Origin of the sequence: Oscillibacter sp. 1-3 (assembly GCF_000403435.2) — a bacterium.
In the GTDB taxonomy this organism is placed as follows: Bacteria; Bacillota; Clostridia; order Oscillospirales; family Oscillospiraceae; genus Oscillibacter.
This window is the reverse complement of the sequence record NZ_KE159707.1, coordinates 441,510-466,326: the sequence shown is the minus strand read 5'-3', so window position 1 is coordinate 466,326 and position 24,817 is coordinate 441,510. Positions and strand designations below refer to the sequence as shown.

The window sequence follows — 24,817 nt, the reverse complement described above, 5'->3', positions numbered from 1 at the left end:
GACTGGCAACAAGCCGGTTAAATTTCGGTAAAAAACGGTTACATTATGCGTCCTCCAGCGTCACCAGCAGCAGTCCCGCCTCCCGGTCCAGCCAGGACCAGCGCATCCGCTTTTCCCGGGGCGCGTCGGTGCCAAGACTGCCGGTGTACTCGTAGACCTCCGCGGTCTCCAGCCGCTCCAGGACGGTATTCAGCCGGGCCGCCTGGCGGAAGGCAGACCGCTTCCGAGAGGGCGCCTGACTGCCCAGGTACTGGGCCGCCACGGTGCGGTAGGGCACGGTGTCCGGCGGCGCATCCCTGCCGTAGACCCGGCAGAGGCCGGTGGAGGCGTTGACGGAGAGCACAAAATCGTAGTCCCGCCGGGCCAGGGCCGCCAGCAGGGGTTCCTGCTGGCGCTGGGCGTCGATGTTGGCGATGGTACAAAAGGCGGTGAAGGAGAGGGTCTCCGGGTCCTCTGCCAGCTCCACGGACGTGCGGGCCCAAACAACGCCGCTGTTCCCGCCCAAGGAAAAGCGGTGCTCTGCCTCCACGTGGAACGCTCCGCCCTGGAATGCCTCCAGAAGGGGCTGGCGGCGGAGCTTTTCGTCAAACGCCCGCCGCTGGGCCTCGTCGGGCACATTGTCCCGCAGATGGCGGAGGCAGGCGTCCGCCGTGTTGCCGAAGAGGACGCCGGAGAGGTAGCGGCTGGCGGCCCTGGCATCGGTGATGCGGTCGGCAGAGAGGTCCAGCCGGATGACGGCCAGAACGCCGGCGGGCAGCTTTTTCTGTCTGGCCGCCAGTGACTGAAACCGCAGGGCGCAGATCTTCCGCAGCGTCACGTCCTCCGCCTTGCCCAGAAGGCGGCACACGCCGCCCATGCTGTCCATCAGGCTTATCCAGGAGATTCGGCACCACCGCCAGCCCTGGCCGTCGTAGTCCGCCCGGTATTCCAGCGTTTCCGTGCCCGGGCGGGCCAGCAGGCGGCGGATCATGGCGGCACGGCGGTCCCGGTCCTCCGGGTGAATGGCCCGATCCCGGTCCATGGCGGTGAGATACTGCTCCGTCACGTGCTGGACGCTGCGGCTGGAGCCGTCGTGCCGCTTGCTGCGGGCCACATCCTCAATGGGGTCGTAGTCAAAGCTCATCATCCGGGACTGGTCCAGCATCAGCTCGCACAGCTGGGCCCGAAACTGCACCTCCTCCGAGGCCTCCCGCTCCCGGGTGATGTCAAAGCAGGCGGCGTAGACCAGCGACGCGCCGCCGCCCAGGTCGCTCCACGCGGCGTCCAGAGCCGCCCAGCGGATGTCTCCCCCTCTGGCCCGCAGACGGCATACGTGGCGCAGCGTCCTGCCCTCCGCCCGGGCCGCCTCCGCGGCTGCGGAGAGGGCCTCCCGGTCCCGGGGATGGACCCGCCACAGGGGATTTCCCGCCAGCCGGCGGTTCAGCTCCGGCAGGGGATATTCCAGAAGCTGGGCCAGGCCCTGGCCCAGCCGGAGGGGCCGGAGCGGCCCCTCCGGCGTGTCCCTGCGGAAAAGGCACAGCGCGGCAGGCAGACCGTCAAAGAGAAAGTCCTGTTCCCACTGGACATGCTCCAGCCGGTCCTGGACCGCCTCCAGCCTGGCCTGGTTTTGGCGGGTGGTCTGGGCGTCCAGCAGGACGGCATAGAAGGAGGCTCCCCCCTCCCGCCGGGACAGCACCTCCGCCCGCAGCTCCACCCACAGCGGCGCCTGCTCCCGCCGCAGCAGGCGGAAGCTGTGGGTGGTCTGGCGCCCCTCCCGGGCGGCGTCCATCAGGGCCTGAAGGAGTCCCGGACGGTCCTCCGGCTCCACCAGCACGTTGAAGTCGGCACAGCGGTCCAGCAGCTCCCGGCGGTTCCAGCCGGTGAGAACGCACAGCCCCTGGGTGAAGGACAGGCACCGGCTCCCCGTCCGGCTCAGTTCCAGGGACAGCACGGTTCCGGGCAGATTTTCCGCCAGAAAGCGGGTGTGCTCCTGGGAGGCCTCCTCCCGCGCCGGCTCCAGGATGCAGGCGGCCATGCCGTACTGGGGCTGATAGCAGGTGACGCCGATTTTCCGGTTCAGAGAGGTGGTGTAGAGGAAGGAGGCGGCGGAGCCGGAAAAGGCCACGTCCCGCAGGGGTTCCAGCGCGGCCAGCGCTCCGGCGGGAAAGACGTGGGTAAACCGCCGCTGGTGCAGATCCTCCGCCGGGAGGCCCAGCAGGGCCGCCGCGGGGCTGTTGATGAACCGGCAGGCCACATCCACCATCTCCCCCTCCCCGTCGGTAATGATCTCCGCCAGTAGAAAGGGAATCCGGCTGTCCCGGAAGGGCTTTGTGAACTTGTCCAGACGCTTTGCCACGGCGGCGCCTCCTTGCTGCGTATTGTTTTACAGTCGGCAGAAGTGAAAAGCGTGAGAGGCTGCGCTTTGCCGGCGGATACAGCCGGAGCCGCCTGGGAGCGGCCGGCCTCTTTGGTTTATATTGAAAACAGACACCCTGCGCAAGGGCCCTCTCACGGACGGCGGCAGGAGCAAAGGACCGGCCGGGAGGGAGATTCGGCAAAGGCGGCGGAAGGCTGAAACCAAAAAGGACAGGCGGCGCCTGTCCTTTTTGGAATCTGCGTTTTCAAATCTCTGCCACAGGCGGCATACGGTTCCCGTGAGGATGCCGCCCGGCAAAGATCTTGTTCCGCCCGGCGCGTCCGCCGGTGGAAACGGCCCCGCCGTACGCCTTCGCAGGTCTCTTTGATATGCTTGAACGCTTAATTCTTCCGGCCCTCCCACTTGGTGACGCACACGGAGCAGGCGATGTCTCCGGTGACGTTCAGGCAGGTGCGGCCCATGTCGAAGATCCGGTCCACAGCCACAATCAGGCCGATGTAGGCCACGGGGATGCCCAGGGCCTCCAGCACCATGGCCAGCATAATCATGCCCGCGCCAGAGACGCCGGCGGTGCCGATGGAGGCCAGGGTGGCGGTGACCACCACGATGACCATCTGGCCGATGGTCAGGTGGATGTTGGCGCAGGAGGCCAGGAACACGGTGGCCACGCACTGGTAGATGGCGGTGCCGTCCATGTTGATGGTGGAGCCCAGGGGCAGGACAAAGGAGGCGATGTCATCCTCCGCGCCCAGCTCCGCGGCGCACTCCTTGGACACCGGCAGGGTGGCCGCGGAGGAGGTGGAGGTAAAGGCGAAGATCATGGCCGCGAAGGCGCCCTTGAAGAACCTGATGGGATTCATGCCCACAAAGATCTTGGCGGACAGGGAGTAGACCAGCACCGCGTGGACGATGTAGCCCAGGTACGCGCAGACGATGACCAGCAGCAGCGACACCAGGATCTCGGAGCCTTGGGTGGCCACGACCCACGCCATGTAGGTGAACACGCCGATGGGCGCCAGGCTGATAATAAAGCTCATCAGCTGCTCGATGACGGCATAGGCGGAGGAGACGAAGTCACGGCACAGCTTCGCCCGCTCGCCGGCGGCCAGAATGGAGCCGCCCAGGAACAGGGAGATGACGATGACCTGGAGCATATTGGCGTCGGTGAAGGACTTCCACATATTGGTGGGGAAGATGGCGACCAGCGTGGACATGAAGCCGCCGAAGGCGTTGGCCTCGTACTCGGCGCCGGCGGCGTCCAGCACGGGGAACAGGCCCGCGCTGTTGAAGACGTTGGCAAACGCCAGGCCGATGACGCAGGCGATGGCGGTGGTCACCATAAAGTAGGCCACGGTCTTGATGCCCACGGACCCCACCTTGCGCATGTCGTTCATGGAGATGATGCCGTCGATCATGCTCAGCAGCACCACTGGCACGACAATGAATTTCAGCAGGTTGACAAAGATGTCGCCGAAGGGCTTTAAGTAGTTCGCGGTGAAGCTGGCAAAGCCGCCGAAGTAGCACGCCAGGCCCACCGCAATACCGAGGAGCAGGGCGATCAGGATCTGCATGGGAAGACTCATTTTTTTCTTCATACGCTCACCTCATTCAATAGAATTTTCCTCTCTCGCATTATCCGTACAGGCTCGCGCCGTCTGCGGCGGAGGCTGCGGGATTGTTGTATTATAACAAAATAGGGGGCGGTTGTAAAGGCGTTTCCGGCAAAATGCCGAGGAGATATTTCGTCAGTTCTTGAGCGGGTACCCGCAGAAGCGGATCGCCGCCCTGGCCAGCTCCTCCGTGGGGTCCAGGCCGGGCTGGCTGAGCCCCAGCAGGCGGAAGGCCAGGGGAAGCTCTGTGCAGCCCAGAATAAAGTAGTCCGCCCCCCGGCCGGACAGGGCCTCCAGCACGGAGAGGAAGGCCGCCCGGTAGCGCTCCGGCGGGGCGCCGGCCTTGACGCCGCGGTAGATCACGTCCATCAGCGCCTCCCGCTCCGCCTCCTCCGGCAGGAGATGGGGGATGCCCTCCTCCTCCAGCGCCGCCTGGTACAGCCCGGCGGAGAGGGTGCCCTTTGTAGCCAGCACGGCGGCGGTTTTCCCGGGAAAACGGGCGCGGCACGCCTTGGCGGCGGCCTCCAGCATACTGAGGAAGGGGATGTCCGTCAAACCCTGGAGGCGGGGGAGGAAGTAGTGGGCGGTGTTGCAGGGCATGATTACGCAGTCCGCCCCGCAGGCCTCCAGCTTCCGCAGGGAGTCGCGCATGGCGGGCAGAGGGTCCGGTCCCCCGCTGAGGATGGCCGTCGTCCGGTCGGGGATGGAGGGGTTGCTGTCAATGTAGACGCGGATGTGCTCGCTGTCACTGGAGGCGGCGGTGAGGGAGACGATTTTCTGGAACAGGTCCGCCGTGGCCAGCGGCCCCATGCCGCCCAGGATGCCGATGGTTTTTTTCATATGTGATCCCCCTTTGTTGGTCAGTTTTGAAACGGATAAAATGGTGGCCCCAAAAGGGGCGGCCTAGGCCTTGTTTGATAAATGGCAAAATGCGCAGCGGAGGAAAAAGATCCGCCGTTTGGGCGTTTTGACATTTTTCGGCCTATCCCCAGAGCTCAGGGAACAGCAGCTCGCTGCCCACCTTCAGCGTCAGCAGGACCAGCACGACGATGACGGCGGGGCGCACGATTTTGCTGCCGTTTTTGATAGCCAGGCCCGAGCCGATGTAGTGCCCCGCAATGGAGAAGACGGCGGCGATCAGGCCCACCCGGAGAAATACGTACCCGCTGGCCAGCTGGGTCACCAGGCTGCCGATGTTGCTGGAGAGGTTGATGACCTTCACGCCGCCGGCGGCGTGGCGGGTGTCCAGCTTGGCCAGGCGGATGAAGGCGATCATCAGAAAGGTTCCGGTGCCGGGGCCGTAGTACCCGTCGTAACCGCCGATGATAAAGGCGGAGGCCCAGACGATGGCGGCCTGCTTTTTGAATTCGATCTCCCCGGGCTCGTCGGGCCAGTTGTGGTTGCGAAGGGTGATTACCGCCACCACCGGCAGCACGGCCAGCAGCATGTATTTCAGGACGGCGTCCGGCGTGCGGTGCTGCAGCCAGGTGCCGGCCACGGAGCCCGTCAGGGCGAAGGCGATGGAGGGGGCGAAGAGCTTCCAGTTCACATAGCCGTTTTTGATGAACCGGGCGGTAGAGAAGACGGTGCCGATGGCGGCGGAGACCTTGTTGGTCCCCAGGGCGTAGGGCGCGGGCAGACTGCCGAAGGCAATGAGGTGGGCGGGGCCGGAGATGATCCCGCCGCCGCCGGCAATGGCGTCCATAAAGGAGGCCAGAAATACGCCCAGGCACAGCAGCAGCACTATCCACAGGGCGAAGCCGTCGACGGTGGTCTCCGTAAGCAGGGATAACATAGGCGGATCTCCTTTTGGAAAATTTGGTGGATTTCGTCTATTGTAGCAGGGCGAAACGGCAAAATCAACCGGAACGGCGGCTGTTTCGGTCCGTCTGGCAGAAATTGTGCGGTGGTCATTTCAGTAAACTTCTGTGTAAAATGCCAAAGGTGCACATAAAATATGGTGAAAATCCGAGAAGAAATTGGCTATATTCGCCAAAAGTCTTTCTGCTTTTTCGACAGTACCATTCTTGACGCTGTTTCCTTCAAGAAGTATAATAAACACAATATATGGTATATCTGGGAAGAGCAGGGAAGCGGGGCGCTTCTCAAACACGGAGGCCGCCGTCGCCGCGGGGCAGGCGGAGAGAGGAGAGTTACATGGCAAACAGCAAAGCAGCCGAGCGCTTCCATGCGGGGACGCTGACTGAGGGCTGGCGCTGGTTTGGCGCCCATCCCACCGAGAAGCGGGGCAAGCCGGGCTGGGGCTTTCGGGTCTGGGCCCCCCACGCGAAAGCCGTGTCCGTGGTGGGGGATTTTAACGGCTGGAATGAACAGGCTAATCGTTTAATTCAGATCGGCGAGGTCTGGGAGGGCTTCATCCCCGGGCTGTCGGAATATACCGTTTATAAATACGCTGTGACGGGGGAGGATGGAAGGGTACGGATGAAGGCGGACCCCTATGGCTTCCACACAGAGACCCGTCCCGCCACAGCCAGCAAGCTGTACGACATCAGCGGCTTCCGGTGGACCGACGGGGCCTTCCGGAAACGGCAGGCGCAGCATGCGGTGCATTCATCCCCGCTGAATATTTATGAGGTTCACCTGGGCTCGTGGAAGCTGCGGGAGAACGGGGACTTCATCGGCTACCGGGATCTTGCCAAGGACCTGGCGGCCTACGTCAAGGACATGGGCTACAACGCCATCGAGCTTCTGCCGGTGACGGAGCACCCCCTGGACGACTCCTGGGGCTACCAGTGCACGGGGTATTTCGCCCCCACCTCCCGGTTCGGCACTCCCAAGGATTTCATGTGGTTTGTCAACCATATGCACAAAAACGGAATCTCCGTCCTGCTGGACTGGGTGCCCTCCCACTTCTGTAAGGACGCGCAGGGCCTGTACGAGTTTGACGGCACCTGCTGCTATGAGTACGGCGACCCCAACAAGCGCGAGCACGCCAGCTGGGGCACCCGGGTTTTTGACTACGGCCGCAGCGAGGTGAAGAGCTTCCTGTTCTCCTCCGCCCGCTTCTGGCTGGAGGAGTACCACGTTGACGGGCTGCGGGTGGACGCTGTGGCATCCATGCTGTATCTGGACTATGACCGCCAGGGCGGCGCCTGGACGCCCAACAAGTACGGCGGGCATGAGAATCTGGAGGCCATCGATTTCTTGCGGGAGCTCAACGCCCTGGCCTTCTCCGTCAATCCCAACGTGCTGATGATCGCCGAGGAGTCCACCGCCTGGCCCCTGGTGACCCGGCCCGCCGACGTGGGCGGCCTGGGCTTCAACCTCAAGTGGAACATGGGCTGGATGAACGACATGTGCCACTATCTGAAAATGGACCCCTGGTTCCGCCAGGACCACCACAAGGACATCACCTTCTCCATGATGTATGCCTTTTCGGAGAATTTTGTGCTCCCCATCTCCCACGACGAGGTGGTGCACATGAAGGGCTCCGTAGTGGGGAAGATGCCCGGCGATTACCAGAACCAGCTCCGGTGCGAGCGGGGATTTTACGCCTACCTCCTGGCCCACCCGGGCAAGAAGCTGATGTTCATGGGCGCGGAGCTGGGCCAGTGGCACGAGTGGAACTCCCACCAGTCCATCGACTGGTACCTGCTGGAGAGCGAGGAGAACCGAAAGATCCACAACTTTTTCCGGGACATCAACGCCTTCTACCAGAAGGAGCCCGCCCTGTGGGAGATCGACTTCGGCTGGGAGGGCTTCGAGTGGCTGGTGCCCGACGACAACCACAACAACGTGGTGGTCTTCCTGCGCAAGGACAAGAAGGGCCGCGACCTGATGTGCGCGGTGAACTTCTCCCCCAACACCTATGAAAACTATCGGATGGGTGTCCCCGCCCACCGAAAGTATACCCCCGTATTCAACACCGACGACCCCGCCTACGGCGGCGACGGCTTTGGCGACACGGAGAGCGTCCCGGTGGAGGACATTCCCTCCCACGGGAAGGAGCACTCCGCCGCCATCAAAATCCCCGCCTTCGGCGCGGTGTTCCTGCGGGGAGAGGGGACCTTCCCCAAACCCGTGAAAACCAGGATCAAAAAACAGGCAAAGGAGCTTGCGGAGAAATGAAAAAAGAGTGTATCGCCATGCTGCTGGCCGGCGGTCAGGGCAGCCGGCTGTATGTCCTCACCGGGGATATGGCCAAGCCCGCCGTCCCCTTTGGCGGAAAGTACCGCATCATCGACTTCCCCCTGTCCAACTGCACCAACTCCGGCATCGACACTGTGGGCGTGCTGACCCAGTACCGCCCCCTGGAGCTGAACAGCTACATCGGCAGCGGCGTACCCTGGGATCTGGACGGGTCCACCGGCGGCGTGCACATCCTGCCCCCCTACATGGGCAGCAAGGGCGGCACCTGGTACAAGGGCACCGCCAACGCCATCTATCAGAACATCGGCTTTATCGACCTGTATGACCCGGAGTACGTGGTGATTCTCTCCGGCGACCACATCTACAAGATGGACTACTCCGCCATGGTAAAGCGCCACAAGGAGGCGGGCGCCGCCTGCACCATCTCCGTCATGGAGGTGCCCTGGGAGGAGGCTCCCCGCTTCGGCATCATGAGCGTCAACGGGGAGGACATGATTACCGAGTTCGCCGAAAAACCCAAGGAGCCCAAGAGCAACCTGGCCTCCATGGGCATCTACGTCTTCACCTGGAAGACCCTGCGCCAGTATCTCACCAACGACGAGGCCGACCCGGCGTCCGAGAACGACTTCGGCAAGAACATCATCCCCACCATGCTGAACGACGGCCAGCGCATGGCGGCCTACCGCTTTGCCGGCTACTGGAAGGACGTGGGGACCCTGGACTCCCTGTGGGACGCCAACATGGATATGCTGTCCCCCACCTCCGGTCTGGATCTCAGCGACGACTCCTGGCCCATCTACGCCCGTTCCGTCAACGCTCCGCCGGCCTTCCTGGGCGGGGACTCCAAGGTGAGCCACAGCGCCATCAACCGCGGCAGCGTCCTGGAGGGCACGGTGGAGAACTCCGTCCTCTCCTCCAACGTGACCGTGGGCGCAGGCGCCCGGGTCAGCTACTCCGTGCTGCTCCCCGGCACGGTGGTGGAGCCCGGCGCGGTGGTGGAGTACGCCATCCTGGGCGAGGACTGCCGCGTGGGTAAGGACTGCCGCGTGGGCGGCAGCCCCATGGCGGACGGCTCCGACACCTGGGGCGGACTGACGGTGCTGGCCCCCGGCTGCTGCCTGGAGGAGGGCCGCGAGGTGCGTCCCGGCGTCATGCTGGGCAAGAACGCTGAGGAGGTGTCCAAATGAACGGACTGCACGGGATTATTTTCTCCTACGAAAAGCGCAACGAGATGCAGGAGCTGGGCCAGATCCGCTCCGCGGCGTCCATTCCCTTCGGCGGACGGTACCGGGCGGTGGACTTTGCCCTCTCCAGCCTGGTGAACGCCGGGTGCACGGATGTGGGCGTCGTGCTCCACGGCCACTACCAGAGCCTGCTGGACCATCTGGGCACCGGCAAGGCCTGGGATCTGAGCCGCAAGCGGGGCGGCCTTCGGATGCTGCCCCCCTTCAACTACCAGCAGAGCTGGGGCGCCATGCCCTTCCGGGGCCATATGGAGGCGCTGGCCGCCGTGCGCAGCTATCTGGACAGCATCCGCCAGGACTATGTGGCCCTGATGGACGGCGACCTGGTGACAAACCTGCCTATGAACGACATCTATGAGAGCCACGTGAAGTCCGGCGCGGACGTCACCGTGGTCTGCGGAAACGACAGCTTTGCCACCGACGACGGCACCTATTTTGAGATCAGCGACGGACGGGTGACAGAGGTGCTCTACAACCTCCACCGCCCCAGAGGCTACCGCGGGCTGGAGGTATACATCGTCTCCACCAAGCTCCTCAAGGAGATGGTGGACGAGTGTGCCGCCAAGGACCAGTACAGCTGGCGGCGGGACGTGCTCCAGGCCCGGAAGGACCAGCTGTACCTGCGCAGCTATATCTGGAGCGGCTTCGCCGCCCAGATGCGATCTGTGAAGGAGTATTACGACCGCAGCATGCAGCTGCTGGATCCGGCCATCCGGGCGGATCTCTTCACCCCGGTCCGCCCCGTCCGGGCCAAGGGCACCGACAAGTCCTCCACCTATGTGGGCCCGGAGGGCGTGTGCGTCAACTCCCTGGTGGGCGAGGGCTGCCGCATCGAGGGTGTGGTGGAGAACTCCATCCTCTTCCCCGGCGTCAACGTGGCCAAGGGCGCGGCGGTCCGGGACAGCATCCTCTTCAAGGGGACAAATATCCTCAGCGGCGCAAAGCTGGCCTATGTGATCTGCGACAAGGACGTGAAGGTTCAGGAGGACCGGACCCTGATGGGCCACGCAACCTATCCCATCGTGGTAGCCAAGGGGAGCATTGTTTGATACAGACTTCAATCAGGGGGAGCGCGCTCCCCCTGATTGAGTTGTAACCGCCGGAGCTTTCCGGCGGAAGTGGGACATTGGAAACATTCTGATGAACACGAAGAAAAGGAGCAATAAGACATGAAAATTCTGTATGCAACCAGCGAGGCCGTCCCTTTTTGTAAAACCGGAGGACTGGCCGATGTGGCCGGTTCCCTGCCGTCTGCCCTGGCGGCGGAGGGCGCCGAAGTGGCCGTGGTGCTGCCCCTGTACCGGCGGGTCCGGGAGCGGTTTGGCAGCCAGCTGACCTTCCTGTGCTATGACTACGTGAACCTGGGCTGGCGCCACGTCTACTGCGGATTGTTCTCCCTGGAGAAGGACGGCGTGACGTGGTATTTCCTGGACAACGAGCAGTACTTCGACCGCCCGGACCTCTACGGCTACATGGACGACGGCGAGCGGTTCGGCTTTTTCTCCCGGGCCGTGGTGCGGATGCTGGACCACCTGAAATTCTGGCCCGACGTCATCAACTGCAACGACTGGCAGACCGCCCTGGTGCCCATCTACCTCAAGGACGACGGCGTCCGGGAGGAGCGCTTCCGCTCCATCCGCACCACGCTGACCGTTCACAACATTGAATACCAGGGGCGTTATAACCCCTATGTTCTGGGCGACCTGTTCGGCCTGGACGCCGGCTGGGTGGAGGACGGCACGCTGCTGATGGACGGCGATCTGAACCTGCTCAAGGGCGCGATCCTCTGCGCAGACGCCGTCAACGCCGTGTCTCCTACATACGCCAACGAGCTGAAAATGGCCTACTTCGCCCACCGGATGGAGAGCGTCATGCGCCAGTGCGAATATAAGCTGTACGGTGTGCTCAACGGCATCGACATGGACCGCTACGACCCCGCCAAAGACCCCAGCATCGCCGCCAATTTCAGCGCGGAGGATATGGCCGGCAAGGACGCCGACAAGGCCCACCTTCAGCGCCTGATGGGACTGCGGGAGGAGCCCCACGCGCCCGTCGTGGCCATTGTGAGCCGGTTGGTCTCCCACAAGGGTTTAGACTTGATTTGTGAAGTGCTTCATGATATGATGAAACTGCCCATGCAGCTGGTGGTGCTGGGCAAGGGCGATAAGAAGTACGAGGAGTTCTTCCACTGGGCCGCCCAGCAGTACCCGGGCCGGATGGCGGTGCGCCTGGATTACAACGAGGAGCTTTCCATGGCCATCTACGCCGGCGCGGACCTGTTCCTGATGCCCTCCAAGAGCGAACCCTGCGGACTGAGCCAGATGATCGCCATGCGCTATGGCACGGTGCCCATCGTCCGGGAGACCGGCGGATTGAAGGACACCGTCCACGCCTACGAGGCTTGGCGGGACGCCGGAAACGGCTTTACCTTCGCCAACTATGCCAGCAACGACATGCTCCATGTCATCCGGGAGGCCGTGTACCTGTATAAGGACTACCCCGACGCGTTCAGCCGCCTGCGCAAGCGGGCCATGGCGTGCGATTTCAGCTGGGCCCGCAGCGCCGGAGAGTACCTGCGGATCTACGCCGGCGTCACCGGGCAGGTCTGGCCCGCGCCGGAGGCCGCTCCCGCAGAGGAGACCCCTGCGGCGGAGGCCGCCTCGGAGACCCCGGCCGAGGCGTCTGTTTCCGCTGAGGAGGCGCCCGCCGCGGCGGAGACCGCAGCGGAGGAAGCGCGTCCGGCTGAGGCGCCCGCTCCGGAGCCGGAGACCGTTCCCGCGGAGGAGGCTGTGAAGAAGGCCGCCGAGGAGGCCCCCGCTGTAAAGGCGGAGCCCAAGAAGCGGGGCCGCAAGCCCGGAAGCACGAACACGGCCAAAAAGGCTGCCGGAGAAACCAAAAAGAAAGGAACCGCCCCGAAGAAGAAGTAAGCGGGCGGCGGGTATGGAGACGCGATGAGACCATTTACCACTGAGACACTGGAGAAAACCCTGACGGAAAAGCTGATGCTGAATTTCAGCAAAACCCCCGACGAGGCGACCGATCAGGAGATGATGAAGGCCTGCGCCCTGGTTCTGCGGGACGTGATGGCCATCCGCGGGGTGGAGACCCGCAAGAAGACCAACCGTGAGCAGCGCAAGCGGGTTCACTACCTGTCCATGGAGTTTCTCATGGGCCGGAGTCTGATGAAGAACGCCTACAACCTGGACGTTCTGCCCCAGCTGAAAGAGGCCCTGTCCAACCTGGGCTTCAAGGCCGGGGACATCTTTGAGATGGAGCCGGACGCGGCTTTGGGCAACGGCGGCCTGGGCCGCCTGGCGGCCTGCTACCTGGATTCCATGGCCACCCTGGACATTCCGGCCACCGGCTATTCCATCTGCTACGACCTGGGCCTTTTCAAGCAGAAGATCGTGGAGGGCGAGCAGGTGGAGCTGCCGGATCACTGGAAGGATTTGGGCATGTCCTGGCTGGTGCCCAAGCCCGAGGAGGCCCAGGAGGTCCGCTTTGGCGGCACGCTGCGGGAGTTCTGGGACAACGGACGGCTGCACACCGTCAACGAGAACGCCACCACCGTGCTGGCGGTGCCCTGCGACATGAAGATCCCCGGCTTCGGCACGGACCACGTCAACACCCTGCGGCTGTGGGAGCCCCGGGCTACCTCCCCCATGGATATGTCCCTGTTCTCCCGGGGCGAGTACCTGAAAGCTGCCGAGGAGGAGGCCATGGCGGAGTCCATCTCCAAGGTCCTTTATCCCGACGACAGCCACGAGGAGGGCAAGTCCCTGCGTTTGAAGCAGCAGTACTTCTTCGTCTCCGCCACCATGCAGTCCATCACCACCAAGCACATGGCCATGTATGGAACCATGAAGAACTTCCACGAGAAGAATGTCATCCAGATCAACGATACCCACCCGGCCCTGGTGATCCCGGAGCTGATGCGGATTCTGATCGACGACACCGGCATGAATTGGGACGACGCCTGGGCCATCACCACCCAGTCTGTGGCCTACACCAACCACACCGTTCTGGCGGAGGCCCTGGAGCGCTGGCCCCAGAAGCTGATGGAGCAGCGCCTGCCCCGGATCTGGCAGATCATCAAGGAGATCTCTGCCCGGTGGCAGAAGAAGGTCGACGAGTATTACCACGACCCCGGCAAGACCCAGTACATGGCCATTGTGTGGGACGGTCAGGTCCGCATGGCGAACCTGTGCCTGGCCGGCAGCATGGCCGTCAACGGCGTCAGCGCCCTGCATACGGATATTCTGCGCAACGACGTTTTTCGCGACGCCTGCCAGATGGAGCCCTGGAAGTTCAAAAACGTCACCAACGGCATTGACCACCGCCGTTGGCTCAGCGAGATCAACCCCGGCCTGGACAGCCTGATCCGGGACCTCGCCGGCGGGGACGAGTACCTGTCCGACGCCATGGCCCTGCAAAAGCTGGACAGCTACGCCGGCGACAAGTCCGTGCTGGACCGCCTGGGGGAGATCAAGCGGCAGAACAAGGAGGCCTTTGCTCTCCACGCCAAGAAGACCCGGGGCGTCATTCTAGACCCCAACTCCATCTTCGACGTCCAGGTGAAGCGGCTCCATGAGTACAAGCGGCAGCTGCTCAACGTGCTGCACATCATAGCCCTGTATCAGAGGCTCCAGGACGATCCCAACGCCATCACCCAGCCCCACACCTTCCTCTTCGGCGCCAAGGCCGCCCCGGGCTATGTGGTGGCCAAGCGGATCATCCGCCTCATCAACTCCCTGGAGGACCAGATTGCCCACGACCCCATCTGCAAGGATAAGCTGCAGGTGGTGTTCCTGGAGAACTACCGGGTCTCCCTGGCAGAGGTGCTGATGCCCGCCAGCGAGGTGAGCCAGCAGATCTCCACCGCCGGCAAGGAGGCCAGCGGCACCGGCAATATGAAGTTCATGATGAACGGCGCCCTGACCGTTGGCACCCTGGACGGCGCCAACGTGGAGATGAACCAGGTGCTGGGCGAGGAGAATATGTTCCTCTTCGGCCTCCACGCCGACGAGGTGCAGCAGCTGAAACGGGAGGGCTATGTTCCCCAGCGGTTGTACACCCAGAACGAGACCCTGCGCCGCTGCGTGGACGCTCTGCGCACCGGCTTCCGGGACGGCGTGACCTATGAGGACCTGTACCAGCGTCTGCTGTTCGGCTCCGGCGGCAGCGCGGCGGACGAGTACCTGCTGCTGGCGGACTTCGCGTCCTACTGCCAGGCGGAGCAGGACATGGCCGCCGCCTACATGGACCGGGAGCGCTGGAACCGCATGAGCCTCCACAACATCGCCCGCAGCGGCATCTTTGCCGCCGACCGGTCGGTGAAGGAGTACGCGGACAACATCTGGCACGTGTCCCACCGGTAAGGCAGTGTAAAAACCCCCTCCCGCCGCTGGCGGGAGGGGGTTTTCCTTTGGAGGAGCACGGACCGCGGCCCGGGAATCAGGTGCGGCCGCTCTGCTTGCGCTGGAGGGCAAAGATGATCTGCATGATCCGGTCCTCGTCCGCATCGTTGAGCTCGATGAACCGGCAGCCGTATTCGTAATCCCGTTCCTGCCCGATGACGCGCAGAACCTGGCAGAGCATGGTGGAGGGGGCTTTTCCGGACGTCAGATCCACGCTGAGCAAAAGACGCTCCCCGATCTGGTGCTGGTTGGGAGAGGCGATGCGCACGCCGCCCACGCTGAGATCCACAAGCTTGCAGGGTTCCTCCTCCGCGCCGGGCCGGCCTACGGCGGTGAGGGAGGCGTCCATGGCCACGTCCATGCGGAAGAAGGAGCGGTCGTTTTCCAGCTTCACCAGCGTCAGGTTCTCCACCCGCCATATCTGGTCGTCCTCGGCGGGGAGGATGGTCCCCTCCAGATAGGCGGCCTTGGACTTCCGGCTGCTGTATCCACGGAGCCGCACGGGCAGCGGCTCCTCCATCTCCCGGGAGACGAAGGCCTCGGAGAGCAGGTGCAGGTCTCCCTGGTTCTCCTGGAGACCAAGGAGCTTTGCCACAAAGAGCAGCCGGCCCTCTGTGTCCGTCACCTCCGCCTGCATACCGGCGTAGTCCTCCAGAAAGGCGGGCTCTGCCTCTTTTTTAACAGGCGCCGCCTCCGCCTTTCCGGCCTTTTTTCCAAACAATCCAAACAGAGCCATGGTATCTCCCTTCCGGGGACGCGGTGCGCGCCCCGTTATTTATTTTCCCGCCAGAACTCCATTTTATCGCTGTACCAGACCACTTGGTTTCGTCCGAAGCGCTTGGCGTCGTACAGCATGGTGTCCGCGATTTTCAGATGCGTGTCGTAGGAATCCTTGGGACCGGGGAACAGAGTCACGCCGCCCAGGCTGACCGTGACCAAGGGGGAGACGGTCTCGTTGTGGGGGATGCGGAGATCCTCCACCGCCCGCCGGATTCCCCGCATGTGCTCAAAGGCTTCCGCGGCGGTGCTGCCCAGGATGATGGCCACAAATTCCTCGCCGCCGTAGCGGGCGAAGAAATCCGTTGTGCGCTGCAGGCGGGCGGAGGCCGCGCCGGCTACGGAGGCGATCACCTGATCTCCGGCCATGTGTCCGAAGGTGTCGTTGTACACTTTGAATTTGTCGATGTCCATCATGCAGATGGAGAAGGGGACGTTCAGCCGTACGGCGTCCTGCCACCGCTCCAGGCTGACGGCATTGTAGTGCCGCCGGTTTGCCACGCCGGTGAGCTGGTCCAGCGTGGCCTGCCGCTCAATCTGGGTGCGGTACTGGTACAGCTTGATGTGGGTGTTGACCCGGGCCTTGACCACCAGGGGGTGGAAGGGCTTGGAGATATAGTCCACGGCCCCCAGGGTCAGTCCCCGCTCCTCGTTTTGAAAATCGGAGAGGCTGGTGATGAGGATCACGGGGATATGCTGGGTGGAGGAGTCCTTCTGCAGCAGCGCCAGCACTTCAAAGCCGTTGATGCTGGGCATAATCACGTCCAGAAGGATCAGGGAATAGTCGCCGCTCTTGGCGTAGTGCAGTCCGCTCTCGGCGGTGTGGACCGTGGTGACATCATAGGTGTCATCCAGAATGGACTTGAGGAGATTGGCCTGTACGGGACTGTCGTCGATGACCAGAATTCTCTCCATGGCGGTACTCCTTTTTATTATGACGCCCGCAGGCGGAATTGTGATATACTCTTTGGAAGGTGCGGACTCCGTATAACAGTCACAATTGGCCATATTATATCAGAGTTTTTTCAAAAGGGAAAGTATAAATTTGGGAAAAAGACGGGAAATTCGGTGCCTTTCGGCCGGAAACGGAAAAAAATTTCTGCCGTTTTGAGATTTTTTCCGGCGCTGGCGGATATTCCCCACAGAAAGGCCTTTCAAAACCTGCACAAGCGAGGTGAGACGAATTGACGGACGCGGCATTTGAGTCGGCCATGGAGCGGTACGCCGACATGGTGTTCCGGCTGGCGTACAGCTATCTGAAAAATCGGGCCGACGCGGAGGACGTGATGCAGGAGACGCTGCTGAAGCTCTATACCCAGCCTCCCTTCGACACGCCGGAGCATGAGCGCTACTGGGTGGTGCGGGTGGCGGTGAACGAGTGCAAGCATCTGCTGCGCTCCCCCTGGCGCCGCCGGACCGGCCCTCTGGAGGAGGCTCCGGAGACGGCGGTCTTCGACACCCCGGCCCAGAGCGAGCTCTTCCGGGAGGTGATGGCTCTGCCGCCCAAATACCGGGCCGCCGTCTATCTCCACTACTACGAGGGCTACAGCGTCCGGGAGGTGGCCGGCGCCATGAGCGCCAACCCGTCCACTGTGCAGACCTGGCTCATGCGGGCCAGGGGACAGCTGAGAACCAATTTGAAGGAGGCAGAGAGCCCATGATTGATAAACGCTTATACTGCGAGACCTTTTCCCGGCTGTGTGCCTCTGAGGAAGCCAAGAAGGAGGTCTTTCAAATGATGAACGAGAAAAAGAATGCCCGGCGGCTGCCGAAGCTCCTGCGGGGAGCTGCCATCGCCGCCGCCATGGCCATGGCCCTGGCGGTGACCGCCGGGGCGGCGGACCTGGCCACCGGCGGGACGCTGTTCCGCAGCATCCGGGAGGTGTGGTCCGACGGCTACGAGACCCGGTATGAGGCCGTGGACCAGGACGGCAACCAGCTGATGCTGTCCGTCAGCGAGGGCGCGTATATCGAAAAACGGGACGACGGCAGAGTGATGGTCCTCTGCGCCGCCGGCGAGGAAATTGACATCACCGAAAATTTGGCGGAGGACGGCGCATACCACTTTGAGAAGTCCCTGGAAAACCATTCGGTTGAGGTGGATGTTTCCGGCAGCACGGAAAATTGGGATCTGACGGAGACCGTGACCCAGGCGGATGGCACCGTCTATACCAACCACTTCACCAGTGACGACGTGGAGACCGAGCTTCAGATCAGCACTGCGGTTGTGGCGGACATCGATGACGGGGCCGACGGGAACGGCGTGGTCAACAGCTCTGTGGTGACGGTAACCGGCAACGATGCCGGGGATGCAAATATGACCGTGACAAAAAAGGACGCCGGGGATGTCCTCACCGTGGACAGTGTAAAGCGTGGTTACAGAAGCGGACTCTTCACTGTTGAGCCTGCGGAGAATCCGGAGGAGCCCTGAGAGGACTTGCGTCAACATCCAGAAAAGTAGAGAGGGCGGGAGAACCCGCCCTCTCCAGTTTATCCGCCCTCCACAAAAAAAGTGCGGACAGGAGTGCTTCCTGTCCGCGCTTAACGCTCCCTGCTGAGACCCAGCAGATAATCCGTGCTGACGCCGTAGTATCTGCTTAAAGTAATCAAATGGTGGATGGGCAGTTCGTTTGCGCCGCGTTCGTACCGCGCGTACATGGTCTGAGAGGTTCCCAAGACTTCGGCAATCTGCGTCTGCGTCTTGTCGGCGTCCTCCCGGAGGTCACGTAAAATGCGCACATAGTCCATTTCAGCCATGTTTGACACCTCCCGCTGGATTGTTGAGTCCCCTTAAAAATAATTTAGCATAAAAAGGCGAAAATGTTATGAAGACAATACATAATTTTACTAAAAATATACAATAAATTTTACAAAAATAGAATGATTATTGGCTATTTAGGCAAAAATTTACTAAAATATCATACTTCTGGGGAAAAACCCCAATTGAGGGCCGGAGCCGGCCGCTGGGGCACTTTACAAGCGGCGGAATTGCGGGTATAATAGCTGTACAACACTATTATATCAAAAAAAGGGAAAAAAGCTATGGAATATACGGAAGGCGTCCGGTTTGACAGCCTGGGGCTGTCGCCGGAGATTATGCGGGCAGTGGCAGAGAAGAATATCGCGGTTTCCACGCCGGTCCAGGCGGGGTGCATTCCGCCTATGATGGACTGGCAGGATGTCATTGCCAAGGCTCCCACGGGCACGGGCAAGACCTTTGCCTACGGCATCCCCATTGTGGAGCACACCGACCCGGCGGACGAGAGCGTTCAGGCGGTGATCCTGGCCCCCACCCGGGAGCTGGCCATTCAGATCACTGACGAGATCCGGGATCTGGCGGCCTACAAGCCCGGCGTGCGAACGGTGTGCCTCTACGGCGGCGCACCCATCGGGCGACAGATCGACACACTGAAAAAGCACCCCCAGATCGTGGTGGCCACCCCGGGCCGCCTCAGCGACCACATGAAGCGGCGCACTGTCCGGGTGGACACCGCCCAGACCGTGGTGCTGGACGAGGCGGACCGGATGCTGGACATGGGTTTCATCCACGATGTGACCCGCCTGCTGGACAAGATGGGCAGGCGGAGGAACCTGGGGCTCTTCTCCGCCACCATCTCCCGGGAGGTGATGGACATCGCCTGGGTGTACCAGCGGGACGCGGCGGAGATCACCGTCCGGGAGGACGAGCAGAACAAGCCGGACATCAAGCAGTTCCGCATGGACGTGTCCTACGACGGTAAGGCGGACGCCATTGAGAAGATCTTAAACGAGACCGGCTTTGACCGCTGCATGGCCTTCTGCAATACGAAAGGCTCCACGGAGCGGATCACCAAGTTCCTCCAGATGCGGGGGATCGACGCCGAGTGCATCCACGGGGACATCCCCCAGAAGCGCCGGGAGCAGGTGATGGACCGGTTCCGCCAGGGCAAGCTCCGGGTCTTCGTCTCCACCGACGTGGCCGCCCGGGGCATCGATGTGGATGATGTGGACATTGTGTTCAACTGCGATGTGCCCGACGAAAACCAGGACTACGTCCACCGCATCGGCCGCACCGGCCGGGCAAAGCGCCAGGGCGTGGCGGTGACCTTTGTGGCGGATTACCCCTCCAAAATGCGCATTGACGACATCGCCCAGAAGACCCGGAACGAGATTGTGTCTGTAAAATTTGACGATGAGGGCCATCTGGCCGCCGTGGAGGGCTGAGGCCATGCGGTACACGGCGGCCCTGATCTCCGTGGCGGACATTCACGTGTCCCGGGCCTTTTATGAGGAACTGTTCGGCCTGGAGCTGGACCATGATTACGGGATCAACGTCTCCTTCAGCTGCGGACTGGCCTTGCAGCAGAACTTTGCCTGGCTTGCGGGCGTGCCGGAGGAGAGCGTAGTGAAGCGGTCCCACAATATGGAGCTCTGTTTCGAGACAAAGGACTTTGACGAATTTTTGAAAAAGCTGAACAGCCGCCCGGACATCCGGCGCCTGGGGGACGTGGTGGAGCACGGCTGGGGCCAGCGGGTGGTCCGCCTCTACGACCCGGACGGGCATCTCATTGAGGCGGGGGAGGATATGGAAATGGTGGTCCGCCGCTTTCTCGCCTCCGGCATGACCATGGAGGAGGTATCCGCGCGGATGGACGTCTCCATAGAGGACCTGGAAAAGCTCCTGACAGCTGAATGACCGCCTCTGTTTTGCGGCCTCCCGCCGGGGGCCGCGTTTTTGTTGGAATCCCCGAAGGAGTTTGTGAATAAAATCTAAAAACTGTCATCGTTTTGTAACTTTTTTCCCGGAGCGGCTTTACAAAAACGGCGGATTTCTCTATAATATAGTGAACAAAGCGGAAACCCATCCGCTGTCGGCATTCAGCCGGCGAGCCAATGGCCCGCCGCCGCGCAAAGCGCGGATCTGCGCCCTGTAAACCCGGACAAACTGGCCGCGTTCAGCGGCCGCAGCGGTTTTTGCTGTTGAAAAGAGCCGGAGATTCTTTTCGGGTTTGTTGGACGGTATGCGTGTATTGCCCAGAAAAAACAGAAGGCCCCGGTCCTGGAGGCCAGCGTGAATAGAGGAAAGTGTATATGCGGATATGGAAAAAACTGGTGTGTCTGGTCCTGTCCGGGGCCATGTGTCTTGGACTGCTGGCGGGCTGCGCCGGAGATGCGGACGGGGTCTCCCTGTCCGTGTGCGTGGGGGCGGCCCCGGTGAGCCTGGACCCCATCTACGCCGAGGAGACCGGGGACCAGACCATCCTGGCCCACCTGTATGAGAACCTGATGCGGGTGACGGTAGACGTCTCCGGCAATCCCACGGTGACGGGCGGCATGGCCAAGACCGTGGACCAGGAGGAGAGCTACGACGGCACGGTGACCTACACCTTCCGCCTGCGCAGCGCCAAGTGGTCCGACGGGGTCAATGTGAAGGCCGGGGACTTCGTGTACGCCTGGCAGCGGCTGGCGGACCCGGCCAGCCGGTCCCCCTACGCGGCGCTGCTGTCCGTGGTGGCGGGGTACGACGAGGCCCGGGCCGCCGGAGATATGACGCTGCTGCAGGTGACCGCCAAAAACGACAATACGCTGGTGGTGGTCCTCAGCGGCCGCTACGACTGGTTTTTGACGGAGGTCTGCACCTCCCCCGCCACCAGCCCCCTGCGGCAGGACGTGGTGCAGAAGCTGAAGGATGCGGCGGAGGAGCGGAGTCGGCGTGCCGGGGGAGAGAACCTGCGCTGGTGGTCCGACCCCACGGCACTGGTGTGCAACGGGCCCTATCAGGCGGAGTTCTACACGCAGGGCGCGACGCTTTCTGCCGTGGCCAACGAGCGGTATTACAGCAGCCAGGCCGGCCCCCGGACCCTGGTGTTCCACTTTGCCGACACGGCGGAGGAGGCCCGCTCCCTCTATGACCACAAGACCGTAGACGCCGTATGGCCCCTGACGGAGGAGCGGATGGCGGAGCTGGCGGCGGACAGGGAATGGGAGGCCATCCCGGAGATGGGGACCTACGCCGTGCTGTTCAACTGCGGGCAGGAGATGCTGGCGGACCCCCTGGTGCGGCAGGCGGTGCATCTGGCCGTCAACCGTGACGCCCTGACCGCCGCCGCGGGCGTCAGCGCCCTGGCCGCGGGGGGGCTGGTGCCGCCCGGCGTCCCGGAGGGGGAGAAGGATTTCCGTACCGTGGGCGGGACCCTGCTGGACAGCGGCGAAGCGAGCTATGAGGAGCGCTGTGTCCAGGCAAAGGCGCTGTTGAGCGAGGCGGGCTATGACAGCGGCGCCAGCCTGGGGGAGATGACCTATATCTATGAGGACACGGGCAGCAACGGCGTTCTGGCCCAGCTGATTTGCCAGATGTGGCAGGAGGCCCTGGGGATGCGTGTGACGCCGGTGGGCGTCACCAACCGGGAGCTGTGGAGCGCCCTGCGCACCGGGGAGTACGACCTGGCGGGAGCGGATCTCACCGCTGTGGGCAACGACGCCGAGTGCTTTTTGATGAACTGGACCTCCGACAGCACCAACAACGTGGTTCAGTATGCCAACAGCGCCTACGATACCTTGATGGCCATCATCGCCAACGCCGCCGACAGCACTGCCCGCATGGGCTGCCTCCACGACGCGGAGGATCTGCTGATTTCGGACTGCGTCATGACGCCCCTGTACACCCGGGGGACGGCCTGGGAACTGCGGGAGACGCTGACCGGCGCCTGCCGGGACGCCCGGGGCTGGTTCAGCTTCTCCAGCGTGGTGACGAGAGTGGCGTAATGAGACGGAATAAACGGGGGATGCCCATGGGCATCCCCCGCTCTGTTTTTTGTATTTACCGTTTGCCGAAAAAGATTCGCCCCACAGCCGTTCCTGCCAGGACAACCAAGGCGTAAACCACGGCGTAGATCCATGCTGAGGAATTGTAGTGGATAAAAATCGTGGGGAGAAACAGGAGAAATGCGGCGGCTGGCAGCAGGAGGGAAAAGCCGCGGCGCATCCCATAGACCAGAGCCGTGACAAAGGCGGCCAGAGGCATGACGAACAGCATCAGAAGCATGGCAGTGCCCGTGTCCCGCGCCAAAAAGGGCAGGAGATAGAAGTCGGCGGCCAGAACGGCGGCATAGGGGGCCAGTGTGGTCAGTTGATCCTTCATGTTCATACCTCCAGCTGGAACAGCTCCTCAACGGTTGTTTCCAAATAACGGGCCAGCTTCATGGCCAGCTCCAGGGTGGGATTGTACTTGTCGTTTTCAATGGCGATGATGGTCTGCCGGGAGACACCAAGGGCTGCCGCCAGGTCCTCCTGGCGGTATCCCTTGGACTTGCGGAGGGCCTTGATCCGGTTTTTCATACCCGGACACCCATCAGCACCACGGCTGCCGCGGCGGTAACCGCTACAGCGGCGGCCACGCAGGCCAGCAGAACCAGCTTGAAAAGGGGACCGGTCTCATATGAGTCCTCGTCATCTTTCACCGCGCCGCGGGTCAGAGCCAGCTGGGAGAAGGACTGAATCAGCGCTGCCGCCGTCAGCAGGAGGCACGGGAGGAGATTCAGCCGGCTGTGATGGATATAGACCTGGATGCTCTCATAAAAGGACCAGATGACAAGGGCGGCGACCAGGAAGAGGTAGGCATTCCGCTGCGCCTTGAACAGGATGTGACGCTCCATTTCATCCATCTTGCGAAAACCCAGCTTTTCAAAGATTCGTTTCATGGGGTGCCTCCAAAAGTAAAAAGTTCTTTACATTCCTATGATAACCCGGCGGCGCCAAAAAGTCAAGAACTTTTTACATTCGAAGTGTGCAGCCGCGCATTTTATTATCTGCGATTTTGGTTTGCGGCCCCTGTATCAAATCTGCGAAGGGGACACTTCCTTGTATGTTAGAGAGCAAAAAAGGATGCCGCCCAATAGGCGGCATCCTCTGTAAAGGCTGGAGATAAAATCAGCGCTTGCTGAACTGGGGAGCGCGGCGGGCGGCTTTGAGTCCGTACTTCTTGCGTCTTTGGCCCCTCAACCCCTTGATATGACTGCGCTTCCGGCATTGTCGCTTCAAGTTAGCCCATCATTTAACTCAACTGATAGAAGCAAATATCCTACTGATAGCAGCAATCATGCTGGCCTTTGCCCAAACGCTTCGTTGATTACTGGCGATAACTCGCTGGGTCTATTATACTTTACTTTGGCATAGATGTCCATAGTTACTTTGGAATTTTCATGCCCTGCCAAATACTGAACTGTCTTGGGGTCAACAGAAGCGTAAATCAGATTGGTGATATAGGTGTGTCTAAGCTGGTGGGGAGTTATGTGGGTATCTATCGTGTAGACAATATCGTGGTTGTTCCTTGACCTCGCCCCCAGCGATGCTTCGACCGTGTATTTGATGCTCTGGCCGTTTATATACTTGTAGTATGTCCTGTCCATTGCTGTCCTGACGTTGATATACTGCCAGAGCCTTTTGAATTGGGAATAGGACAATGGATTGCCGTTGCTGTCTGCAATTACGAAGTCCGAGATACTGTCCGCTTTGACCTCTTTCAGACGGCTCACAAGGCACTCTGGGATGGGAATATCTCTCTTTGCGGCATCAGTTTTTAACTCTCTGGAAATGACAGGTCTGTTGTGTTCTGATCTCCATGCCCTTCTCACAGAAATATAAGGCGTGGGGGCATCAAGAAATACACAATCCCACTGGAGAGCCAAAATTTCCTCACGCCTTAACCCAGCGAACAATCCTATCATAACAAAAGTCTGAGGTGGCAGGCCACGAACCGTTTCCAAAAGCTGTTTAACCTGAGCGTCGGTGAGAGCGTCTTTCCCTTTTGCCGGAGTGCCGCCTTTAGCGGAAATGCCCTTTGTGGGGTTGTCCTCTATGATATGACTGCGTTCAGCGGAGTAAAATACGCATTTGATAAGCATATTCACAACGCTGTAAACAGAGGCGGACTTCTTTGAAGCGGGCACGAGCGCAAGACGAATATCATCACAAGTCACATCAGACATATAAAGTTCCCCCAGGGGCTTGATAATATAATTTCTCATCTTGGATTCGTAATCCTTTAGAGTTGCTGGTTTAACTTTTGCTGACTGCATTACCAGCCATTTCTGGCAATACTCCGCTACGGTTGGATTCTCTTTATGGAACTTAGCCTCTACGATCTCATGTTTGGCATCCTGTACTTTCTGAGCCAGTTCTTCGCTGGTACGGGCATACAGGGTAACACGTTTTCCGTCTGCGCCCGTAATTCGGGTGCGGAAATACTCAACCCCTTTGATCGTGGTAGTCGAATATTCCTTTGCGTTTGACGTTTTTGCTGGCATAAATCGTACCTCGCTTTCG

General features: G+C 61.4%; 21 protein-coding genes. 10 read left to right on the top strand and 11 right to left on the bottom strand.

The window, feature by feature from the left end:
• Window positions 1-43: 43 nt before the first annotated feature.
• The 4 genes from C816_RS08765 to C816_RS08750 all read right to left on the bottom strand — a co-directional run bounded on the left by C816_RS08765 (window position 44) and on the right by C816_RS08750 (window position 5,761).
• Window positions 44-2,335 (bottom strand): PAS domain-containing protein, encoded by a 2,292-nt coding sequence (locus C816_RS08765; RefSeq protein WP_016322033.1) that lies wholly within the window; start codon window positions 2,333-2,335, stop codon window positions 44-46.
• 401 nt (window positions 2,336-2,736) lie between these two features.
• Window positions 2,737-3,951, bottom strand: a complete 1,215-nt coding sequence (locus C816_RS08760; RefSeq protein ID WP_016322032.1) for a dicarboxylate/amino acid:cation symporter — start codon at window positions 3,949-3,951, stop codon at window positions 2,737-2,739.
• Between the two features lie 150 nt (window positions 3,952-4,101).
• A complete protein-coding gene (locus C816_RS08755; RefSeq protein ID WP_016322031.1) occupies window positions 4,102-4,806 on the bottom strand; it encodes a cysteate racemase in 705 nt (234 codons plus the stop codon).
• A gap of 142 nt (window positions 4,807-4,948) precedes the next feature.
• Entirely contained in the window at window positions 4,949-5,761 is an 813-nt protein-coding gene (locus C816_RS08750; RefSeq protein ID WP_016322030.1) for a sulfite exporter TauE/SafE family protein, read from the bottom strand.
• Window positions 5,762-6,123: 362 nt separating this feature from the next.
• Between C816_RS08750 and glgB the strand changes: the two genes are divergently transcribed.
• The 5 genes from glgB (at window position 6,124) to C816_RS08725 (ending at window position 14,698) form a co-directional block, all read left to right on the top strand.
• Complete coding sequence (gene glgB, locus C816_RS08745; protein ID WP_016322029.1) at window positions 6,124-8,055, top strand: 1,4-alpha-glucan branching protein GlgB; 1,932 nt, start codon at window positions 6,124-6,126, stop codon at window positions 8,053-8,055.
• Window positions 8,052-9,263, top strand: a complete 1,212-nt coding sequence (locus C816_RS08740) for a glucose-1-phosphate adenylyltransferase (RefSeq protein WP_016322028.1) — start codon at window positions 8,052-8,054, stop codon at window positions 9,261-9,263. The genes glgB and C816_RS08740 overlap by 4 nt, the downstream gene beginning before the upstream one ends.
• On the top strand, window positions 9,260-10,369 hold the full coding sequence (gene glgD, locus C816_RS08735; RefSeq protein WP_016322027.1) for a glucose-1-phosphate adenylyltransferase subunit GlgD: 1,110 nt from the start codon (window positions 9,260-9,262) through the stop codon (window positions 10,367-10,369). Before C816_RS08740 ends, glgD begins: the two co-directional genes overlap by 4 nt.
• A 120-nt stretch (window positions 10,370-10,489) precedes the next feature.
• Entirely contained in the window at window positions 10,490-12,247 is a 1,758-nt protein-coding gene (gene glgA / locus C816_RS08730) for a glycogen synthase GlgA (protein WP_016322026.1), read from the top strand.
• A 24-nt stretch (window positions 12,248-12,271) separates the two neighbouring features.
• Entirely contained in the window at window positions 12,272-14,698 is a 2,427-nt protein-coding gene (locus C816_RS08725; RefSeq protein ID WP_016322025.1) for a glycogen/starch/alpha-glucan phosphorylase, read from the top strand.
• Window positions 14,699-14,774: 76 nt separating this feature from the next.
• Here the strand turns inward: C816_RS08725 and C816_RS08720 are convergent, their stop codons facing one another.
• Together C816_RS08720 and C816_RS08715 are read right to left on the bottom strand one after the other, a co-directional pair.
• On the bottom strand, window positions 14,775-15,473 hold the full coding sequence (locus C816_RS08720) for a flagellar brake protein (protein WP_016322024.1): 699 nt from the start codon (window positions 15,471-15,473) through the stop codon (window positions 14,775-14,777).
• Between the two features lie 35 nt (window positions 15,474-15,508).
• Window positions 15,509-16,429, bottom strand: coding sequence for a GGDEF domain-containing protein (locus C816_RS08715; protein ID WP_016322023.1), 921 nt, complete (start codon window positions 16,427-16,429; stop codon window positions 15,509-15,511).
• 269 nt (window positions 16,430-16,698) lie between these two features.
• Between C816_RS08715 and C816_RS08710 the strand changes: the two genes are divergently transcribed.
• Window positions 16,699-17,175, top strand: coding sequence for an RNA polymerase sigma factor (locus C816_RS08710; RefSeq protein ID WP_016322022.1), 477 nt, complete (start codon window positions 16,699-16,701; stop codon window positions 17,173-17,175).
• A complete protein-coding gene (locus C816_RS08705) occupies window positions 17,172-17,945 on the top strand; it encodes a hypothetical protein (RefSeq protein WP_016322021.1) in 774 nt (257 codons plus the stop codon). The genes C816_RS08710 and C816_RS08705 overlap by 4 nt, the downstream gene beginning before the upstream one ends.
• Before the next feature lie 110 nt (window positions 17,946-18,055).
• Here the strand turns inward: C816_RS08705 and C816_RS08700 are convergent, their stop codons facing one another.
• The gene (locus C816_RS08700) at window positions 18,056-18,271 is read right to left on the bottom strand and encodes a helix-turn-helix domain-containing protein (RefSeq protein ID WP_016322020.1); all 216 of its coding nucleotides are present in this window, start codon (window positions 18,269-18,271) and stop codon (window positions 18,056-18,058) included.
• A gap of 285 nt (window positions 18,272-18,556) precedes the next feature.
• Here C816_RS08700 and C816_RS08695 point away from each other — a divergent pair, with 285 nt between their 5' ends.
• From C816_RS08695 to C816_RS08685, 3 genes are all read left to right on the top strand, one after another.
• Window positions 18,557-19,717 (top strand): DEAD/DEAH box helicase, encoded by a 1,161-nt coding sequence (locus C816_RS08695; protein ID WP_016322019.1) that lies wholly within the window; start codon window positions 18,557-18,559, stop codon window positions 19,715-19,717.
• 4 nt (window positions 19,718-19,721) lie between these two features.
• The gene (locus C816_RS08690; RefSeq protein WP_016322018.1) at window positions 19,722-20,189 is read left to right on the top strand and encodes a VOC family protein; all 468 of its coding nucleotides are present in this window, start codon (window positions 19,722-19,724) and stop codon (window positions 20,187-20,189) included.
• A 395-nt stretch (window positions 20,190-20,584) separates the two neighbouring features.
• Entirely contained in the window at window positions 20,585-22,258 is a 1,674-nt protein-coding gene (locus tag C816_RS08685; RefSeq protein WP_016322017.1) for a peptide ABC transporter substrate-binding protein, read from the top strand.
• Between the two features lie 55 nt (window positions 22,259-22,313).
• Here C816_RS08685 and C816_RS08680 read toward each other — a convergent pair whose 3' ends face one another.
• From C816_RS08680 to C816_RS08665, 4 genes are all read right to left on the bottom strand, one after another.
• Entirely contained in the window at window positions 22,314-22,634 is a 321-nt protein-coding gene (locus tag C816_RS08680) for a hypothetical protein (RefSeq protein ID WP_016322016.1), read from the bottom strand.
• Between the two features lie 2 nt (window positions 22,635-22,636).
• Window positions 22,637-22,831: a helix-turn-helix transcriptional regulator gene (locus tag C816_RS08675; RefSeq protein ID WP_016322015.1), complete on the bottom strand. Its 195-nt coding sequence runs from the start codon at window positions 22,829-22,831 to the stop codon at window positions 22,637-22,639.
• Window positions 22,828-23,193, bottom strand: coding sequence for a hypothetical protein (locus tag C816_RS08670; protein ID WP_016322014.1), 366 nt, complete (start codon window positions 23,191-23,193; stop codon window positions 22,828-22,830). Before C816_RS08670 ends, C816_RS08675 begins: the two co-directional genes overlap by 4 nt.
• A 396-nt stretch (window positions 23,194-23,589) precedes the next feature.
• Entirely contained in the window at window positions 23,590-24,798 is a 1,209-nt protein-coding gene (locus C816_RS08665) for a tyrosine-type recombinase/integrase (RefSeq protein WP_016322013.1), read from the bottom strand.
• Window positions 24,799-24,817 lie beyond the last annotated feature (19 nt).

Excerpts from the sequence above, each read along its gene's own strand:
- C816_RS08760 (WP_016322032.1), bottom strand. The coding sequence starts at position 3,951 with ATGAAGAAAAAAATGAGTCTTCCCATGCAGATCCTGATCGCCCTGCTC.
- C816_RS08755 (WP_016322031.1), bottom strand. The coding sequence starts at position 4,806 with ATGAAAAAAACCATCGGCATCCTGGGCGGCATGGGGCCGCTGGCCACG.
- C816_RS08750 (WP_016322030.1), bottom strand. The coding sequence starts at position 5,761 with ATGTTATCCCTGCTTACGGAGACCACCGTCGACGGCTTCGCCCTGTGG.
- glgB (WP_016322029.1), top strand. The coding sequence starts at position 6,124 with ATGGCAAACAGCAAAGCAGCCGAGCGCTTCCATGCGGGGACGCTGACT.
- C816_RS08740 (WP_016322028.1), top strand. The coding sequence starts at position 8,052 with ATGAAAAAAGAGTGTATCGCCATGCTGCTGGCCGGCGGTCAGGGCAGC.
- glgD (WP_016322027.1), top strand. The coding sequence starts at position 9,260 with ATGAACGGACTGCACGGGATTATTTTCTCCTACGAAAAGCGCAACGAG.
- glgA (WP_016322026.1), top strand. The coding sequence starts at position 10,490 with ATGAAAATTCTGTATGCAACCAGCGAGGCCGTCCCTTTTTGTAAAACC.
- C816_RS08725 (WP_016322025.1), top strand. The coding sequence starts at position 12,272 with ATGAGACCATTTACCACTGAGACACTGGAGAAAACCCTGACGGAAAAG.
- C816_RS08720 (WP_016322024.1), bottom strand. The coding sequence starts at position 15,473 with ATGGCTCTGTTTGGATTGTTTGGAAAAAAGGCCGGAAAGGCGGAGGCG.
- C816_RS08715 (WP_016322023.1), bottom strand. The coding sequence starts at position 16,429 with ATGGAGAGAATTCTGGTCATCGACGACAGTCCCGTACAGGCCAATCTC.
- C816_RS08705 (WP_016322021.1), top strand. The coding sequence starts at position 17,172 with ATGATTGATAAACGCTTATACTGCGAGACCTTTTCCCGGCTGTGTGCC.
- C816_RS08700 (WP_016322020.1), bottom strand. The coding sequence starts at position 18,271 with ATGGCTGAAATGGACTATGTGCGCATTTTACGTGACCTCCGGGAGGAC.
- C816_RS08695 (WP_016322019.1), top strand. The coding sequence starts at position 18,557 with ATGGAATATACGGAAGGCGTCCGGTTTGACAGCCTGGGGCTGTCGCCG.
- C816_RS08690 (WP_016322018.1), top strand. The coding sequence starts at position 19,722 with ATGCGGTACACGGCGGCCCTGATCTCCGTGGCGGACATTCACGTGTCC.
- C816_RS08685 (WP_016322017.1), top strand. The coding sequence starts at position 20,585 with ATGCGGATATGGAAAAAACTGGTGTGTCTGGTCCTGTCCGGGGCCATG.
- C816_RS08680 (WP_016322016.1), bottom strand. The coding sequence starts at position 22,634 with ATGAAGGATCAACTGACCACACTGGCCCCCTATGCCGCCGTTCTGGCC.
- C816_RS08675 (WP_016322015.1), bottom strand. The coding sequence starts at position 22,831 with ATGAAAAACCGGATCAAGGCCCTCCGCAAGTCCAAGGGATACCGCCAG.
- C816_RS08670 (WP_016322014.1), bottom strand. The coding sequence starts at position 23,193 with ATGAAACGAATCTTTGAAAAGCTGGGTTTTCGCAAGATGGATGAAATG.
- C816_RS08665 (WP_016322013.1), bottom strand. The coding sequence starts at position 24,798 with ATGCCAGCAAAAACGTCAAACGCAAAGGAATATTCGACTACCACGATC.